The 15,474-nt window shown below is 55.2% G+C and carries 17 protein-coding genes; 14 read left to right on the top strand and 3 right to left on the bottom strand.

The annotated features are described in order from the left end of the window. The first annotated feature begins 302 nt into the window (after nucleotides 1-302). The 3 genes from ACX9GT_RS17705 (at nucleotide 303) to maeB (ending at nucleotide 3,503) form a co-directional block, all read left to right on the top strand. Complete coding sequence (locus ACX9GT_RS17705; RefSeq protein WP_473187998.1) at nucleotides 303-629, top strand: phage holin, lambda family; 327 nt, start codon at nucleotides 303-305, stop codon at nucleotides 627-629. Between the two features lie 10 nt (nucleotides 630-639). Further along, complete coding sequence (gene chiX / locus ACX9GT_RS17700) at nucleotides 640-1,020, top strand: L-Ala D-Glu endopeptidase ChiX (protein WP_473191625.1); 381 nt, start codon at nucleotides 640-642, stop codon at nucleotides 1,018-1,020. Nucleotides 1,021-1,223: 203 nt separating this feature from the next. Beyond that, complete coding sequence (gene maeB, locus ACX9GT_RS17695; RefSeq protein ID WP_473187997.1) at nucleotides 1,224-3,503, top strand: NADP-dependent oxaloacetate-decarboxylating malate dehydrogenase; 2,280 nt, start codon at nucleotides 1,224-1,226, stop codon at nucleotides 3,501-3,503. 52 nt (nucleotides 3,504-3,555) lie between these two features. Here maeB and ACX9GT_RS17690 read toward each other — a convergent pair whose 3' ends face one another. Both ACX9GT_RS17690 and hemF read right to left on the bottom strand, forming a co-directional pair. Next, nucleotides 3,556-4,011, bottom strand: a complete 456-nt coding sequence (locus tag ACX9GT_RS17690) for a YaiI/YqxD family protein (RefSeq protein ID WP_459401820.1) — start codon at nucleotides 4,009-4,011, stop codon at nucleotides 3,556-3,558. Next, nucleotides 4,011-4,931, bottom strand: a complete 921-nt coding sequence (hemF, locus tag ACX9GT_RS17685) for an oxygen-dependent coproporphyrinogen oxidase (RefSeq protein WP_473187996.1) — start codon at nucleotides 4,929-4,931, stop codon at nucleotides 4,011-4,013. The genes ACX9GT_RS17690 and hemF overlap by 1 nt, the downstream gene beginning before the upstream one ends. Before the next feature lie 142 nt (nucleotides 4,932-5,073). Here hemF and ACX9GT_RS17680 point away from each other — a divergent pair, with 142 nt between their 5' ends. Then, the gene (locus tag ACX9GT_RS17680; protein ID WP_459401817.1) at nucleotides 5,074-5,499 is read left to right on the top strand and encodes a GNAT family acetyltransferase; all 426 of its coding nucleotides are present in this window, start codon (nucleotides 5,074-5,076) and stop codon (nucleotides 5,497-5,499) included. 38 nt (nucleotides 5,500-5,537) lie between these two features. Here ACX9GT_RS17680 and ACX9GT_RS17675 read toward each other — a convergent pair whose 3' ends face one another. Then, nucleotides 5,538-5,936: a YgiW/YdeI family stress tolerance OB fold protein gene (locus ACX9GT_RS17675; protein ID WP_473187995.1), complete on the bottom strand. Its 399-nt coding sequence runs from the start codon at nucleotides 5,934-5,936 to the stop codon at nucleotides 5,538-5,540. A 171-nt stretch (nucleotides 5,937-6,107) separates the two neighbouring features. On the opposite strand from ACX9GT_RS17675, the gene ACX9GT_RS17670 reads away from it, so the two are divergent. The 10 genes from ACX9GT_RS17670 to ACX9GT_RS17625 all read left to right on the top strand — a co-directional run bounded on the left by ACX9GT_RS17670 (nucleotide 6,108) and on the right by ACX9GT_RS17625 (nucleotide 15,441). Further along, complete coding sequence (locus ACX9GT_RS17670) at nucleotides 6,108-6,572, top strand: DUF2919 domain-containing protein (protein ID WP_473191624.1); 465 nt, start codon at nucleotides 6,108-6,110, stop codon at nucleotides 6,570-6,572. Nucleotides 6,573-6,691: 119 nt separating this feature from the next. Next, nucleotides 6,692-7,276, top strand: coding sequence for an RpoE-regulated lipoprotein (locus tag ACX9GT_RS17665; protein WP_473187994.1), 585 nt, complete (start codon nucleotides 6,692-6,694; stop codon nucleotides 7,274-7,276). 179 nt (nucleotides 7,277-7,455) lie between these two features. Then, nucleotides 7,456-8,355, top strand: coding sequence for a Dyp-type peroxidase (locus ACX9GT_RS17660; RefSeq protein ID WP_473187993.1), 900 nt, complete (start codon nucleotides 7,456-7,458; stop codon nucleotides 8,353-8,355). Nucleotides 8,356-8,554: 199 nt separating this feature from the next. Then, nucleotides 8,555-9,568: a sulfate ABC transporter substrate-binding protein gene (locus tag ACX9GT_RS17655; RefSeq protein ID WP_473187992.1), complete on the top strand. Its 1,014-nt coding sequence runs from the start codon at nucleotides 8,555-8,557 to the stop codon at nucleotides 9,566-9,568. Next, nucleotides 9,568-10,401 carry a sulfate/thiosulfate ABC transporter permease CysT gene (gene cysT / locus ACX9GT_RS17650; protein WP_473187991.1) on the top strand — a complete coding sequence of 278 codons (834 nt, stop codon included), beginning with the start codon at nucleotides 9,568-9,570 and terminating at the stop codon, nucleotides 10,399-10,401. Before ACX9GT_RS17655 ends, cysT begins: the two co-directional genes overlap by 1 nt. Continuing rightward, a complete protein-coding gene (gene cysW / locus ACX9GT_RS17645; RefSeq protein WP_473187990.1) occupies nucleotides 10,401-11,276 on the top strand; it encodes a sulfate/thiosulfate ABC transporter permease CysW in 876 nt (291 codons plus the stop codon). Before cysT ends, cysW begins: the two co-directional genes overlap by 1 nt. Continuing rightward, nucleotides 11,266-12,354, top strand: a complete 1,089-nt coding sequence (cysA, locus tag ACX9GT_RS17640; RefSeq protein WP_473187989.1) for a sulfate/thiosulfate ABC transporter ATP-binding protein CysA — start codon at nucleotides 11,266-11,268, stop codon at nucleotides 12,352-12,354. The genes cysW and cysA overlap by 11 nt, the downstream gene beginning before the upstream one ends. Nucleotides 12,355-12,430: 76 nt before the next feature. After that, nucleotides 12,431-13,312 carry a cysteine synthase CysM gene (cysM, locus tag ACX9GT_RS17635; RefSeq protein ID WP_473187988.1) on the top strand — a complete coding sequence of 294 codons (882 nt, stop codon included), beginning with the start codon at nucleotides 12,431-12,433 and terminating at the stop codon, nucleotides 13,310-13,312. A gap of 120 nt (nucleotides 13,313-13,432) precedes the next feature. After that, the gene (locus ACX9GT_RS17630) at nucleotides 13,433-14,113 is read left to right on the top strand and encodes a response regulator transcription factor (protein ID WP_473187987.1); all 681 of its coding nucleotides are present in this window, start codon (nucleotides 13,433-13,435) and stop codon (nucleotides 14,111-14,113) included. Between the two features lie 5 nt (nucleotides 14,114-14,118). Then, nucleotides 14,119-15,441: an ATP-binding protein gene (locus tag ACX9GT_RS17625; protein WP_473187986.1), complete on the top strand. Its 1,323-nt coding sequence runs from the start codon at nucleotides 14,119-14,121 to the stop codon at nucleotides 15,439-15,441. The last annotated feature ends 33 nt before the right edge of the window (nucleotides 15,442-15,474 follow it).

Raw genomic sequence — 15,474 nt, 5'->3', positions numbered from 1 at the left:
GTCGCTGATGGCCACGGGTTTTTTTATTGCGAGGTCATTCATCTCGATAGGCTGGAGTAGGGAAGCATTATTTTATAGTTTTGCCCGGTGAAATATCGAGCATTCAAAAGAATACGACAAAGCGATTGCCCGCAATATAATTATTGAACTGAAATGCTGAAGTGAAGTAAATAAGGTGAATGATTTTGACGATATCTTAAAGTTTAATTCGCTTGCTTTGCTGTAGGCTATTTAATTAGATTCTCATTATCGCTTAATGATATCAGTGTTGTAGTGTTTTTAATAAAAAATGGAGGGAAGCTATGTCCAGCTTAGAGCCAGACGCTGTTGGCTTAATCATTCAGCGGTTTTTTGAATTTATTCAACCGATCGTGAATGCCATTTTGGCTGGTTCAATGGCGCTATTAAAAGGCGCTTACCAAAATATGAGGCTGCGAAGGCGCTTATTAAATGCAGGTATCTGTGCGTTATTGGCATTGACGATGCGCGATCTGTTGTCATTGATGGGGTTCGAATTGAAATGGGCCAATATTGCCAGCGTATTAATTGGTTTTCTTGGAGCAGATTACCTCGGTGATTTAATTAAAAAATTCATTGGAAAAAAAACGGGGTTTAAACATGATAAATGAAATTTCTGAGGTGCAATTTACTACTCATAGTGAGAAAAAATTAACCGGCGTACATCCTGATTTGGTACGGGTGATGCGCTTGGCACTGTGTTACTCACTGGTGCCATTTTCTATTACTGAAGGCTTGCGTACCCTGGCCCGTCAGCGCGATCTGCTGCGTGAGGGCAAAAGCCAGACGCTGAAAAGTCGCCACCTGACCGGGCATGCGGTGGACGTGGTGGCCATGCCCGCGGGGGTGGTGTCCTGGGAATGGGATTACTATGCCCAAATTGCGGTGGCGGTGCGCCGGGCTGCGCAGGAGTGTGGCATTAACGTTGAATGGGGCGGTGAGTGGAGAACGTTGAAAGACGGGCCGCATTTCCAACTGTCATTTAAAGATTACCCGGCATGAATGGTTGAGTCGGGGGGCGAATTGATACTGCTGCTGTAGAGATGTGCTGCTTTTTCATCCAATGAAATGCCTTTTTAGTTTTTATTTGCGAGTTTCAATCAAGGTTATGGCACGGTTCAAAGTTTGTGACGATTCTCTCACTATACTGGTTCAGCGTTAACGTCTTACCTCAACATAAAAAGCAGCAAGTAAAGGAACCCATAATGGACGAACAGCTCAAACAGAGTGCTCTTGATTTCCATCAGTTTCCTGTTCCAGGGAAGATTCAGGTATCACCGACCAAACCGCTGGCAACGCAGCGCGATCTGGCCTTGGCCTATTCGCCGGGCGTGGCTGCACCTTGTTTGGAAATTGCGGCCGATCCGCTCGCCGCCTATAAATATACCGCGCGCGGTAACCTGGTGGCGGTGATCTCCAACGGCACTGCGGTGCTGGGCTTAGGGAATATCGGCGCACTGGCCGGTAAACCGGTGATGGAAGGCAAAGGTGTTCTGTTTAAGAAGTTTTCCGGTATTGACGTGTTCGATATCGAAGTTGATGAACTTGATCCTGACAAACTGATCGACATCATTGCCTCGCTGGAGCCGACCTTCGGCGGGATTAACCTGGAAGATATCAAAGCGCCGGAATGTTTCTACATTGAGAAAAAACTGCGCGAACGCATGAAAATTCCGGTATTCCACGACGATCAGCACGGCACCGCGATTATTACCACTGCCGCCGCGCTGAACGGCCTGCGGGTGGTGAAAAAGAATATCTCTGACGTGCGGCTGGTAGTCTCCGGTGCGGGCGCGGCGTCGATTGCCTGCCTAAACCTGCTGGTGGCGCTGGGGCTGCGCAAGCAGAATATTACCGTTTGTGACTCCAAAGGGGTGATCTACAAAGGTCGTGACGCTCATATGGAGGAAACCAAAGCGGCCTACGCGATCGAAGACAACGGCCAGCGCACGCTGGGGGATGCCATCCCCAATGCCGATATGTTCCTCGGCTGCTCCGGCCCTGGAGTATTGACGCCGGAGATGGTGAAAACCATGGCCAGAGATCCGCTGATCATGGCGCTGGCTAACCCGGAACCGGAGATCCTGCCGCCGCTGGCTAAAGCGGTGCGTCCAGATGCGATTATCTGTACCGGCCGTTCTGACTACCCGAACCAGGTTAACAACGTGCTGTGCTTCCCGTTCATCTTCCGCGGTGCGCTGGATGTGGGCGCGACCACTATCAACGAAGAGATGAAGCTGGCCTGTGTGCATGCGATCGCCGATCTGGCGCTGGCAGAGCAGAGCGATGTGGTGGCTTCGGCCTATGGCGGGCAAGATCTCTCCTTCGGCCCGGAATACATCATTCCCAAACCTTTCGATCCGCGCCTGATTGTGAAGATTGCCCCGGCGGTGGCCAAAGCAGCGATGGATTCCGGCGTGGCGACGCGTCCGATTGAAGATTTTGATGCCTACGTCGAGAAATTGAGCGAGTTCGTCTACAAAACCAACCTGTTTATGAAGCCAATCTTCTCCCAGGCGAAGAAAGAGATGAAACGTGTGGTGCTGGCGGAAGGGGAAGAGGAGCGCGTACTGCATGCCACGCAGGAGCTGGTATCGCAGGGGTTGGCGTATCCGATTCTGGTTGGTCGCCCGAGCGTGATTGAAAAGCGCCTGAAGAAACTGGGCCTGCAAATGACGCCGGGCAAGGATTTCGAAGTGGTGAACAACGAATCCGATCCGCGCTTCAAGGAGTACTGGGGTGAGTACTACCAGATCATGAAGCGCCGTGGCGTTTCGCAGGAGCAGGCACGCCGTGCGGTGATCGGCAATCCGACGCTGATCGCTGCCATCATGCTGCACCGGGGTGAAGCCGATGCGATGATTTGTGGCACCATCGGCAGCTACCATGAGCATTATCAGGTGGTGGAAAAGGTGTTCGGTTTCCGCAAAGGGGTACACGTGGCTGGGGCCATGAACGCTTTGCTGCTGCCGAGCGGCAACACCTTTATTGCCGATACCTACGTTAACGACGATCCGACGCCGGAACAGTTGGCAGAAATCGCCGTGATGGCTGCGCAAACCGTGCGCCGCTTCGGCATTGAACCCAAGGTGGCGCTGCTGTCCCATTCCAGCTTTGGTTCTTCCAATAGCCCAACGGCGCAGAAGATGCGCAAAACGTTGGAATTGGTGAATCAGATGGCACCGGAATTGGAGATTGACGGTGAAATGCACGGTGATGCGGCGCTGGTGGAAAGCATTCGTCACGATCTGATGCCGGATAGCCCGTTGAAAGGATCTGCCAACGTGCTGATTATGCCGAATATGGAAGCGGCGCGTATCAGCTATAACCTGCTGCGGGTTTCCTCTTCTGAAGGGGTCACCGTAGGGCCGGTACTGATGGGGGTGGCCAAACCGGTGCATATTCTGACGCCGATCGCTTCTGTGCGCCGCATCGTCAACATGGTGGCGCTGGCGGTGGTAGAAGCGCAGACTGAGCCGTTATAAGGCTGAGATAAACGCCCCCTGTTGCCGTGGCAGCAGGGGGCGTTTTGTGTTTTTATTGCGCCCGTTTCGCCTGCTGTAGCCACTTATCCAGTTCGTTGGCGAACTGCTGGCGATCGCGCTGGTTTAAGGTATTTGGCCCACCGGTCTGGATGCCGCTGGAACGCAGAGTATCCATAAAGTCACGCATATTCAGGCGTTCGCGGATGGTATCTGGCGTGTAGCGTTCACCGCGTGGATTCAGCGCGATCGCCCCTTTTTCTATCACCTCGGCCGCCAGTGGTATATCGGCGGTGATCACCAGATCGTTTGGCTCGCAACGGCGCACAATTTCGTTATCCGCCACGTCAAAACCCGCAGCAACCTGCAAGGTGCGGATGAATTTAGACGGCGGTGTGCGCAACGGCTGGTTGGCCACCAGCGTGACCGGCATGGCGGCACGATCTGCGGCGCGGAACAGCACTTCTTTAATCACGTTCGGACAGGCATCTGCATCGACCCAAATCTGCATTATTTTTGCTCCTGCAACCAGTCGCGCACCGGCAGGAAATCGCGATACAGTGCGGCTTCCGCGCTGCCTGCTTCCGGTTGGTAGTTGTATTCCCAGCGCACCAGCGGCGGCATGGACATCAAAATCGATTCGGTGCGGCCGCCGGTTTGCAGCCCGAACAGCGTACCGCGATCCCACACCAGATTGAATTCCACATAGCGGCCACGGCGGTAAAGCTGGAACTGGCGCTGGCTTTCGCCCCAGGGCAATACTTTGCGCTTTGCCACAATCGGCAGATAGGCGTCCAAGAATCCTTCACCCACCGCGCGGGTAAAGGCGAAACAGCGGTCAAAGTCTGGGGTGTTCAGATCGTCAAAGAACAGGCCACCAATGCCGCGCGCTTCGTTGCGGTGTTTGATAAAGAAATAGTCGTCGCACCACTTTTTGTATTTCGGGTAAACATCGTTACCGAATGGCGCACAAAGCTGCTGCGCCGTGCGGTGCCAGTGGATGGCATCTTCTGCAAAACCATAGAACGGCGTCAGATCGAAACCGCCGCCGAACCACCAGACCGGCTCTTCACCCGGTTTTTCGGCAATAAAGAACCGCACGTTGGCGTGGCTGGTGGGGATGTAAGGGCTGAGCGGATGGATCACCAGCGAAACCCCCATCGCCTGGAAGCTGCGCCCGGCCAGTTCAGGGCGATGGGCGGTAGCAGAGGCGGGCAGCGCGGCACCAGAAACGTGGGAGAAGTTTACCCCGGCCTGCTCAAATACCGCTCCGTTGGTCAGCACCCGGCTGCGGCCACCGCCGCCTTCTTGGCGCTCCCAACGGTCTTCATGAAAGCCTGCGCTGCCGTCGGCCTGAGCCAATTGTTCACAAAGGTGATCTTGCAGCGCCAGCAGAAAGGATTTTACTGCGGCAATGGTGGGTAAACTCATACAGGTTATTCGCAACGGATGGCGGAACAGGGCGCTAAGTATATACGCATCCTCTTATGACTTGAAGTTGTAGGGGGGCGGCTGCAATGCTAACGACTTTGAGTATAATCAGAGTAACTCTTTTTATAACGGCGCTTATCTAATGGAAATTCGCGTATTTCGGCAAGACGACTTTGAAGAGGTCATCACCCTGTGGGAGCGTTGTGATCTGCTGCGGCCATGGAACGATCCTGAAATGGATATCGAACGCAAACTGAATCACGATCCAGACCTGTTCCTGGTGGCAGAAGTGGGCGGCGAAGTGGTGGGTTCGGTGATGGGGGGCTACGATGGCCACCGTGGCTCGGCGTATTATCTGGGGGTTCACCCGGATTACCGTGGCCGCGGTATTGCCAATGCGCTGATTAACCGGTTGGAGAAAAAGCTGATTGCGCGCGGTTGCCCGAAAATTCAACTGATGGTGCGTGAAGATAATGACGCTGTGATCGAGATGTATGAAAAGCTGGGCTATGAGATCCAGGGTATTACCAGCCTGGGCAAACGGCTGATTGAAGATCAGGAATATTAGACATCAGGGCGGTGAATCACACCGCCCCAAGTTATCGGTTATGGCAGCTTTTTGATGTTCTTCACATCGACTTCTACGCTGCTCCACTCTTTATCCACTTTCCCTTCCAACTGTACTTTGTCTTTCGGGGTGATGGTTTGGCCGCCCCAGCGTTTTTTATCGATCTCGACCGTCAGGGTGCCGGTGGCATCGCGGAAGGTATAGGTATCATCACCCACGCGCTGTTCAATGCTGCCTTGCAACATCACCCAGGTATCGTCGCTCATCGATTTTACCTTATCCACGGTGGTCAGCGTGGCACTAGGGCCGGAGAAACCGCCTTGCTGGCTGTTTTGCGTCTGGGCCTGTGGGGCGTTTGGGTCGAGGAAGCCACCCTGCTGTGCCAAAACCGGTGCGCTGCACAGGGCGATTAAGAGTGCCAAAGTGATTTTTTTCATCGGTGTTTTCCTTATCTTTCATGAGAATCAATAGCCTTACTCATCAGGCTGCTTGTTTGATAGTGAGGATTAAACCATAAGGATCTTAAGAGCTTCTTAAGCCGGAGATTGAAAATGGTCAGCGCTGTCGCCATTTGTATGAATAATTATGGCATCAGCAAGGAATGGCGTTTGAAGGATTCATCACACCGGTTTTCGCCGGACGATTACGATCAGCATGGCGTATTGCGCCTCCCCCTATGGTTTTGGGGCGTATTGATATTGCAGGCCCGCACCTGGATATTGTTTGTGATGGCGGGGGCTTCGCGCGATCAGGGAACAGGGCTGCTGCAACTGTTTTATCCCGATACCCAGCGTTTTTGGTACGGTATTTTGCTGGGCCTGCCAGCGGCTCTGGCTTTCCTGATTGTTGGCCGCCGCCAGCACTGGCCGCGCTTGTGGCGTTGCTGGCGCTGGGTACTGGCGTTTTCTCTGGTGGCCGCTTTGCTCGGGTCGCTCTACAGCCTGTGGCTACAGGGCGGTAATGAACCACCGCTGGATTTGGTGTTGGTGCTGCTGGATGCGTTAGCGTTGGGTTATCTGCTGCTGAATCAACGCCTGAAAGCCTGTTTTATGCCAGCGGAAGAACTGGACTAATTGCTGTTTTTGCGGCACTTTTCCCAATTTACGCACTCCAAGCTCGCAACCAATGGCGTCGTCCAGGCAGTTATGAGAGGCTGAAGTGGCCGATGTGTTTGATGTTAAGGAGCTATAAGATGAATATTCGCCCACTGCTGTTAGGGCTACCGCTGCTACTGACCGGCTGTTCGACCTTGAACGATTTCTCCTGGTCCAGCCTGTCGCCGTTCAACTGGTTCGGTGGCAGCGTGGAAGTCAGCGGCAAAGGCGTTGGCGGTATTAATGCCGGTACCTCAATGACAGAAAGCGCGCTTGGCGAAGGTCTGAACAACAACTACCGCATGCGCGGCGGCATGGCGACCAGCAACGGCCGGATCATTGCCTATTATCAGGCGTTGGATGGCGACAATGTGAAACTGGTGATTACCGGTGAGCAAAAAGGCTATGCGCAGCGCGTCGACGTGATGGATCCTAACGTTGCCACCGAATGGGGCAGCAAGCTGGGCACGCCATTCAGCGATCTGTTCAGCAAGGCCTATGGCTCCTGTAAACCGGGTGAAGGTGAGGATGCCGGTAACGTGGAATGTGTGGCTGAGCAGAGCCGCTACGTCACCTATATCTTCAGTGGTAAGTGGGCTGGCCCACAGGACATCATTCCACCTGATGACACGTTGCAGAACTGGACAGTGAGTAAAATCATCTGGCACGCCAAAGCACAGTAATTCTCCAGCGGGTGCTCTCTCGGCGGCATCCGCGTTTTTTCGCGTCAAATCCCGCTTTATTCTTTGCGCTCAGCTAAGGTAATTTTATTCGCATACGCTAAGATAATGCGCGTTTGTAACAGGCAACCTACGCGTTGAACGCGAACCTGTTACCCGATTCAGGTATTGAGGATAACTACATGACACAGGTTCAGAGCGGGATCCTGCTGGAACATTGCCGTTTTGGCATTTTTATCGAAGCCATGGTTCAGGGCGAATTCGCCGATTTGCGTCAGGGGTGCAAGCAATTCTGCCAGTCGCTTAGCGAGTTGCAGCAGCAGTTCCCAGATGCCCATCTGGGTGCGGTGATTGCTTTTGGCGCTGACGTTTGGCACGACCTTTCCAACGGCCAGGGTGCTAAAGAACTGAAGTCTTTTACGCCACTGGGCAAGGGTCTGGCACCGGCTACCCAGCGCGATTTGCTGATCCATATTCAATCTCTGCGCCATGACGTTAATTTCTCTTTGGCGCAGGCGGCGCTGGCAGCCTTTGGCAATACCATTCGCGTTGAAGAAGAAACTCACGGTTTCCGCTGGGTGGAAGATCGCGATCTGAGCGGCTTTATCGACGGCACTGAAAACCCACAGGGTGAACAGCGCCCGGTGGTGGCGGTGATCGGTGAAGATGAAGAAGACGCAGGCGGCAGCTATGTGCTGGTGCAGCGCTATGAGCATAACCTGCGCCAATGGCAGCGTTTCACCACCGAGCAGCAGGAGCAGATCATTGGCCGTACCAAGCATGACAGCGAGGAACTGCCGCCGGAGCAGCGGCCAGAGACGTCGCACGTTAGCCGTGTCGATCTGAAAGAAGAGGGCAAAGGGCTGAAAATCCTGCGCCAGAGCCTGCCTTACGGCACCGCCAGCGGCAAGCATGGCCTGTACTTTATTGCCTACTGCGCACGCCTGCACAATATTGAACAGCAACTGCTGAGCATGTTTGGTGAGCTGGATGGCAAACACGATGCCTTGCTGCGTTTCAGCCGTGCGGTGACCGGCAGTTATTACTTTGCACCGTCGTTGACGCGCCTGCTGTCGCTCTGATGCCTTGCCTGGGTCAGCCACGCTGGCCCTGCTTTTCTTTCCCCCACGGCAAAACCGCTCCCTTCCTGCCTTAGAGCATTTGATGCTTGAAAATCACTAAACGGTATATAAAAGCGTTACAGCTCTGCATCGAGTTATAAATACACTGGTCAGCATCAGGGCGAAAGCCCAGCGGTTTGACTGAGTGATAAGGTGCAGAATGAAATATAAAAATAGTGTGCTGAAAGGAGGTCTGGCGGCGTTGTTATTGGCCAGCGGTAACCTTTCTGCAACTGAATTGCTCAACAGCTCTTACGACGTTTCCCGTGAATTGTTTGCCGCGCTGAATCCTGGCTTTGAACAGCAATGGAATCAACAGCATCCGAACGACAAACTGACGATCAAACAATCCCACGCCGGTTCTTCCAAACAGGCGCTGGCGATCCTTCAGGGGCTTAAGGCCGACGTGGTGACCTATAACCAGGTTACCGATGTGCAGATCCTGCACGATCGCGGCAAGCTGATCCCGGCCGACTGGCAGCAGCGCTTGCCGAATAACAGCTCACCGTTCTATTCCACCATGGCGTTCCTGGTACACAAGGGTAACCCGAAAGGTATTCACACCTGGAACGATCTGGTGCGTGATGATGTGCAACTGGTCTTCCCTAATCCGAAAACCTCTGGCAATGGCCGTTATACCTATTTGGCCGCCTGGGGCGCAGCCAGCCAGGCGGAGGGTAACGATCAGGCTAAAACCCGCGCCTTTATGACCCGTTTGCTGAAAAACGTGGTGGTGTTTGATACCGGCGGCCGTGGCGCGACCACTACGTTCGTTGAGCGCGGTTTGGGTGATGTGCTGATCAGCTTCGAGTCGGAAGTGAACAATATCCGCAAGCAGTACGGTGAAGACAAATATGAGGTGATCGTCCCGCCAGTGGACATTCTGGCGGAATTCCCGGTGGCCTGGGTGGATAAAAACGTTGAGAAAAACGGCACCGAGCAGGCGGCGAAAGATTACCTGAACTATCTCTATAGCCCGGCGGCTCAGCAGGTGATCACCAGTTTCTATTACCGCGTCTATGACCAGAAAGCGATGGATGCAGCAAAAGGCCAGTTCCCGCAGACCAAACTGTTCCGCGTGGAAGAGCAGTTCGGCAGTTGGCCGCAGGTGATGAGCACACACTTCGCGACCGGTGGCGAGCTGGATCAACTGCTAGCGGCAGGGCATAAGTAATGTTGGCGTTGTCCAGCAAACGGGTTCTGCCCGGTTTCACCCTCAGTTTGGGCAGCAGCCTGCTCTATACCTGCCTGATTTTGCTGTTACCACTCAGCGCGCTGGTGATGCAACTGGCGCAGATGAGCCTGGCGCAATACTGGGAAGTAATCACCAATCCGCAGGTGGTAGCCGCCTATAAAGTGACGCTGCTGGCGGCGGGCGTGGCCAGTATTTTCAATGCATTGTTCGGCATGCTGATGGCCTGGATCCTTACCCGTTATCAATTTCCTGGCCGTTCTTTGCTGGATGGTCTGATGGATCTGCCTTTCGCGCTGCCTACGGCGGTGGCTGGCCTGACGCTGGCTGGGCTGTTCTCCACTACCGGCTGGTACGGGCAGTGGCTGGCGCAGTTTGACATCAAGGTGTCCTTCACCTGGCTTGGCATCGCGGTAGCGATGGCGTTCACCAGCATTCCGTTCGTGGTGCGCACCGTGCAACCGGTGCTGGAAGAGTTGGGGCCGGAATACGAAGAGGCGGCCGAAACGCTGGGAGCAGGCCGCTGGCAGAGTTTCCGCCGCGTAGTGCTGCCGGAAGTAGCCCCGGCGCTGCTGGCCGGCACGGCGCTGTCGTTTACCCGCAGCCTGGGCGAGTTTGGCGCGGTGATCTTTATCGCCGGTAACATCGCCTGGAAGACCGAAGTGACCTCATTGATGATTTTTGTCCGCTTGCAGGAGTTTGATTACCCAGCGGCCAGCGCTATCGCCTCGGTGATCCTGGCGGCGTCTTTGCTGCTGCTGTTTGCGATTAACACTTTGCAGAGCCGCTTTGGCCGCCGTATTGGAGGGCACTGATGGCTGATATTACCGCCTTTCATGGCGTAGAGCGCCCGCGAGTCAATTGGGGAAAATGGACGCTGATCGCCATCGGTGTGCTGTTCTCCGTCCTGCTGCTGGTAGTGCCGATGGTGGTGATTTTCATCGAGGCATTTTCCTCTGGCGCAGGGGCGGTGTGGCAGAACCTGTCCAATCCAGACATGCTGCATGCGATCTGGCTGACGGTGCTGGTGGCGCTGATTACCGTGCCGGTCAATCTGGTGTTCGGCACCCTACTGGCCTGGCTGGTAACGCGTTTTACCTTCCCTGGCCGCCAATTGCTGCTGACGCTGTTCGATATGCCATTTGCCGTGTCGCCTGTGGTGGCGGGGCTGCTGTATCTGCTGTTTTACGGCACCAATGGGCCGATCGGCGGTTGGTTGGATGCGCATAACATCCAACTGATGTTCGCCTGGCCGGGCATGGTGCTGGTAACAGTGTTTGTCACCTGCCCGTTTGTGGTGCGTGAACTGGTGCCGCTGATGTTGAGCCAGGGCAGCCAGGAAGATGAAGCCGCTGTGCTGCTGGGGGCTTCTGGCTGGCAGATGTTCCGCCGCGTCACGCTGCCGAACATCCGCTGGGCGCTGCTGTACGGCGTGGTGCTGACCAATGCGCGCGCCATTGGTGAGTTTGGTGCGGTGTCGGTGGTTTCCGGTTCGATTCGCGGTGAAACCTACACTTTGCCGCTGCAAGTTGAATTACTGCATCAGGATTACAACACCGCCGGGGCCTTTACCGCCGCCGCACTGTTGACCCTGATGGCCATAGTGACCTTATTTCTGAAAAGCGGTTTGCAATGGCGCTTAGCGCGCCAGAACGCACGTCTTGAGCGGGAGGAAAATCATGAGCATTGAGATCAACGGTATCAACAAATTTTTCGGTCGTACCAAGGTATTGAACGATATCTCGCTCGATATTCCTTCTGGTGAAATGGTGGCGCTGCTGGGGCCATCGGGCTCTGGTAAAACCACCCTGCTGCGGATTATCGCTGGGCTGGAAAGCCAGAGCGGCGGCAAGCTGGGTTTTCACGGTACCGACGTCAGCCGCGTACATGCGCGCGATCGTCGCGTCGGTTTCGTGTTCCAGCATTACGCGCTGTTCCGCCATATGACGGTATTCGACAATATCGCTTTTGGCCTGAGCGTGCTGCCGCGCCGTGAGCGCCCGAACGCCGCAGCGATCAAACAGAAAGTGGAACAACTGCTGGAGATGGTGCAATTGGGCCATCTGGCTAACCGCTATCCTTCGCAACTTTCTGGTGGCCAGAAACAGCGCGTGGCGTTGGCGCGGGCGCTGGCGGTGGAACCGCAAATCCTGCTGCTGGATGAACCCTTTGGCGCGCTGGATGCCCAGGTGCGTAAAGAACTGCGCCGCTGGCTGCGTCAACTGCATGAAGAGTTAAAGTTCACCAGCGTGTTCGTTACTCACGATCAGGAAGAGGCAATGGAAGTGGCCGATCGTATCGTGGTGATGAGCCAGGGCAATATCGAACAGGTGGGTTCACCGATCGAGATCATGCGTGAACCAGCAACCCGTTTCGTGCTGGAGTTTATGGGCGAAGTTAACCGCCTGAACGGCGAAATCCGCGGTTCGCAGCTGTTTGTGGGCGCCCACCAGTGGCCGCTGTCATTCCAGCCGATGCACCAGGGCCGTGTCGATCTGTTCCTGCGCCCGTGGGAGATGGAGATTAGCACCGAAAGCAGTGCCCGTTGCCCGTTACCGGTGCAGGTGCTGGAAGTCAGCCCGCGCGGCCACTTCTGGCAACTGACCGTGCAGCCGATCGGCTGGCATCAGGAACCAATCAGCGTGGTATTGTCGGAAGACAATACGGCACCTACTCGCGGCGGCCGTTACTATGTTGGCAGCCTGAACGCGCGCCTGTATGCGGGTGAACAATTGTTACAACCAGTTGCGTTAGCGAAAAGCGCCTGATAGTTTTTAACCCCCTATTATTCGTATTTAAGGCAACCTTGGGGTTGCCTTTTGACATTACAAACAGGCAACGATTGTGACCACGCTGGAACAATGCATCGGGAATACACCGTTAGTAAAACTGCAACGATTGGCTGAAGGGCTGAGCGCAGAAGTCTGGGTCAAGCTGGAAGGTAATAATCCGGCAGGTTCGGTTAAAGATCGCGCCGCGCTGGCAATGATCCAACAGGCGGAACTGCGCGGTGAGATCACGCCGGGTGATACGCTGATCGAGGCAACCAGCGGCAACACCGGCATTGCGCTAGCGATGATTGCCGCGATGAAAGGTTATACCCTAAAGTTGCTGATGCCGGAAAACATGAGCATGGAACGCCAGGCGGCGATGCGTGCTTACGGTGCCGAGCTGATCCTGGTCAGCCGTGAACAGGGGATGGAAGGGGCACGCGATCTGGCGCTGGAGATGCAGCAGCAAGGGCAGGGCAAGGTGCTGGATCAGTTTAATAATCTGGATAATCCCTACGCCCATTTCACCACCACCGGCCCGGAAATCTGGCAGCAAACGGCGGGCCGTATTACCCATTTTGTTTCCAGCATGGGCACCACCGGCACCATTACCGGCGTTGGTGGTTACCTGAAAAGCCAAAATCCGCAGGTCAACATCATCGGCCTGCAACCGGCCGAAGGCAGCAGCATTCCGGGCATTCGCCGTTGGCCAGCGGCCTACCTGCCGGGTATTTTCCGCCCAGAGTTAGTGGATCAGGTGTTGGATATGAGCCAAAGCACCGCTGAACAGACCATGCGCCAACTGGCGCAGCGCGAGGGGATCTTCTGCGGCGTCAGTTCCGGCGGCGCCGTGGCTGGCGCGTTGCGTATCGCAGCGGCCAACCCCGGCAGCGTGATTGTGGCGATTATTTGCGATCGCGGCGATCGTTACCTTTCCACCGGCGTGTTTGACTAATGCCTCTTCCCTACTGTCGGTATATTGATATCGCTGTGTGATATGTAAGGATTAAGTAAAACCGGCTGCGCCATGAATCAATCAGCGGGAGAATGACTTAAATCAGTGAAGGAGTTAGGCATGAAAATTTTGTTGGTTGACGACGATCTTGAATTGGGCACCATGCTGAGCGAATATCTGACCGCTGAAGGATTCAACGCGACTCTGGTGCTGACCGGCAGGGCCGGAGTCGCAGGGGCGTTTTCCGGTGATTATACCGCGATGATCCTCGACATTATGCTGCCGGATATGAGCGGTATCGATGTGCTGCGTGAAGTGCGCAGAAAGAGCCGCCTGCCGATCATCATGCTGACCGCCAAGGGTGATAATATTGATCGGGTGATTGGTTTGGAGATGGGGGCTGACGATTATGTGCCCAAACCGTGCTATCCGCGTGAACTGGTGGCACGCCTGCGCGCGGTGCTGCGCCGTTTTGAAGAGCAACCGGAAGCGGTGGATAAGGATTTAGCGTTGGTATTTGGCGAACTGACGCTGAACCCTTCCACCCGCAGCACGGAATGGCAGGGAAAGGTGTTTGACCTTACGGCATCGGAGTTCAATTTGTTGGAGCTGCTGCTGCGCGCGCCAGAGCGGGTGGTTTCTAAAGACGAGCTTTCGCAGAAAGGGCTGGGGCGCCAACGCGAAGCCTACGATCGCAGCGTTGATGTTCATATCAGCAACATCCGCCAAAAGCTGGGTGCGTTGACCGGTAACCTGTTGAGCATCGAAACGGTGCGCAGTATCGGTTACCGCATCAGGTGAAGCCTATGCGTGGAAGACTGTTCTGGAAAATCCTGCTCGGCTTTTGGCTGACGTTTATCATCATGACCCAGGCGTTGTGGGTCACCTTCACTTTTTATGGCAATCGCCATGAGCCACCGGAAACCAGCATGGCCCGGCGTATTGTCAGCCTGCAAATGACCTCTGCGGCCAGCGTGCTGCAAAGCGGTGGTATGCCAGCGCTGAATGCCATGGTGGCTGCTTGGCCGCCGGACGATCGTCGTTTCTTCAGCGTGGCTCTGATGGCACAGCCACCGACAGAGGATGCGGCGGAAAGTGCAGAGGCGGGGCGGCTACTGCCAAAGGTAGTTGCATGGGTGATGGGGGCCGATAACCAAGGCTATGTGTTGAGTTATGACCTTGAAGGGCTGCGGGCAGAGTATCGCCCTGCCAAGCGTTGGCGTTTTCTCAATATCCCCGCTCCATTTCTGTGGGTGGGTGCTTTGGGTGGGTTGCTGTTCAGCGCAGTGCTGGCCTGGAGCCTGACGCGCCCGATGCGCCAACTGCGCGCCGGTTTTGAGCGGGTGGCACAGGGTGATTTGGCGGTGCGGTTATTCCCGGCAATGCGGCGGCGGCATGATGAGCTTTCCGAGGTGGCGTGCGATTTCGATACCATGGTGGAACGGTTGGAACTGCTGGTCAGCGCCCGTGAACAACTGCTGCATGACGTTTCCCATGAGCTACGCTCACCATTGGCGCGTTTACAACTGGCGATCGGCTTGGGGCGGCAAAACCCTGATAACGTGGAAAATTCACTGCAACGCATTGAGCATGAAGCGGGCCGTCTGGACAAAATGATCGGTGAACTGCTGACCTTATCGCGTGCCGAGAGTAATAGCCTGCCAGATGAGGAGTATTTTGATCTCTATGGGTTGGTAGAGGCGGTAGTGAACGATGCGCGCTACGAGGCGCAAATCCCCGGCGTGGAGATCGTGCTGCAGGCCAGTTCAAACGTGGAGTATACGGTGAAAGGCAATGCGGAATTGATGCGCCGTGCGGTAGAAAATATCGTTCGCAACGCGCTGCGGTTTTCTGGCCAAGGGCAGCGGGTCACGGTGGAACTGACTCATACTGGTCAACTGTTCCAGATTGAGGTCAGCGATCAGGGGCCAGGGGTAGAAGAGTCGAAGCTTTCCAGCATTTTTGATCCCTTTGTGCGGGTGAAATCGGCGCTGTCTGGCAAGGGGTATGGGCTGGGGTTGGCGATCGCTCGCAAAGTGGTGCTGGCGCATGGCGGGCAGGTAGAAGCACATAACGGTGAACAGGGCGGGTTGGTGATTAGGCTGCGGGTACCGCGCTGGGGTGCATAGGCTCAGGCGCTGTGTGATAGCACCTGAGCCTTG

It is taken from the genome of Serratia sp. YWN4, from assembly GCF_055790845.1.
Note: the sequence above shows the minus strand (reverse complement) of the source record. Positions and strands in the feature narration are given on the sequence as shown.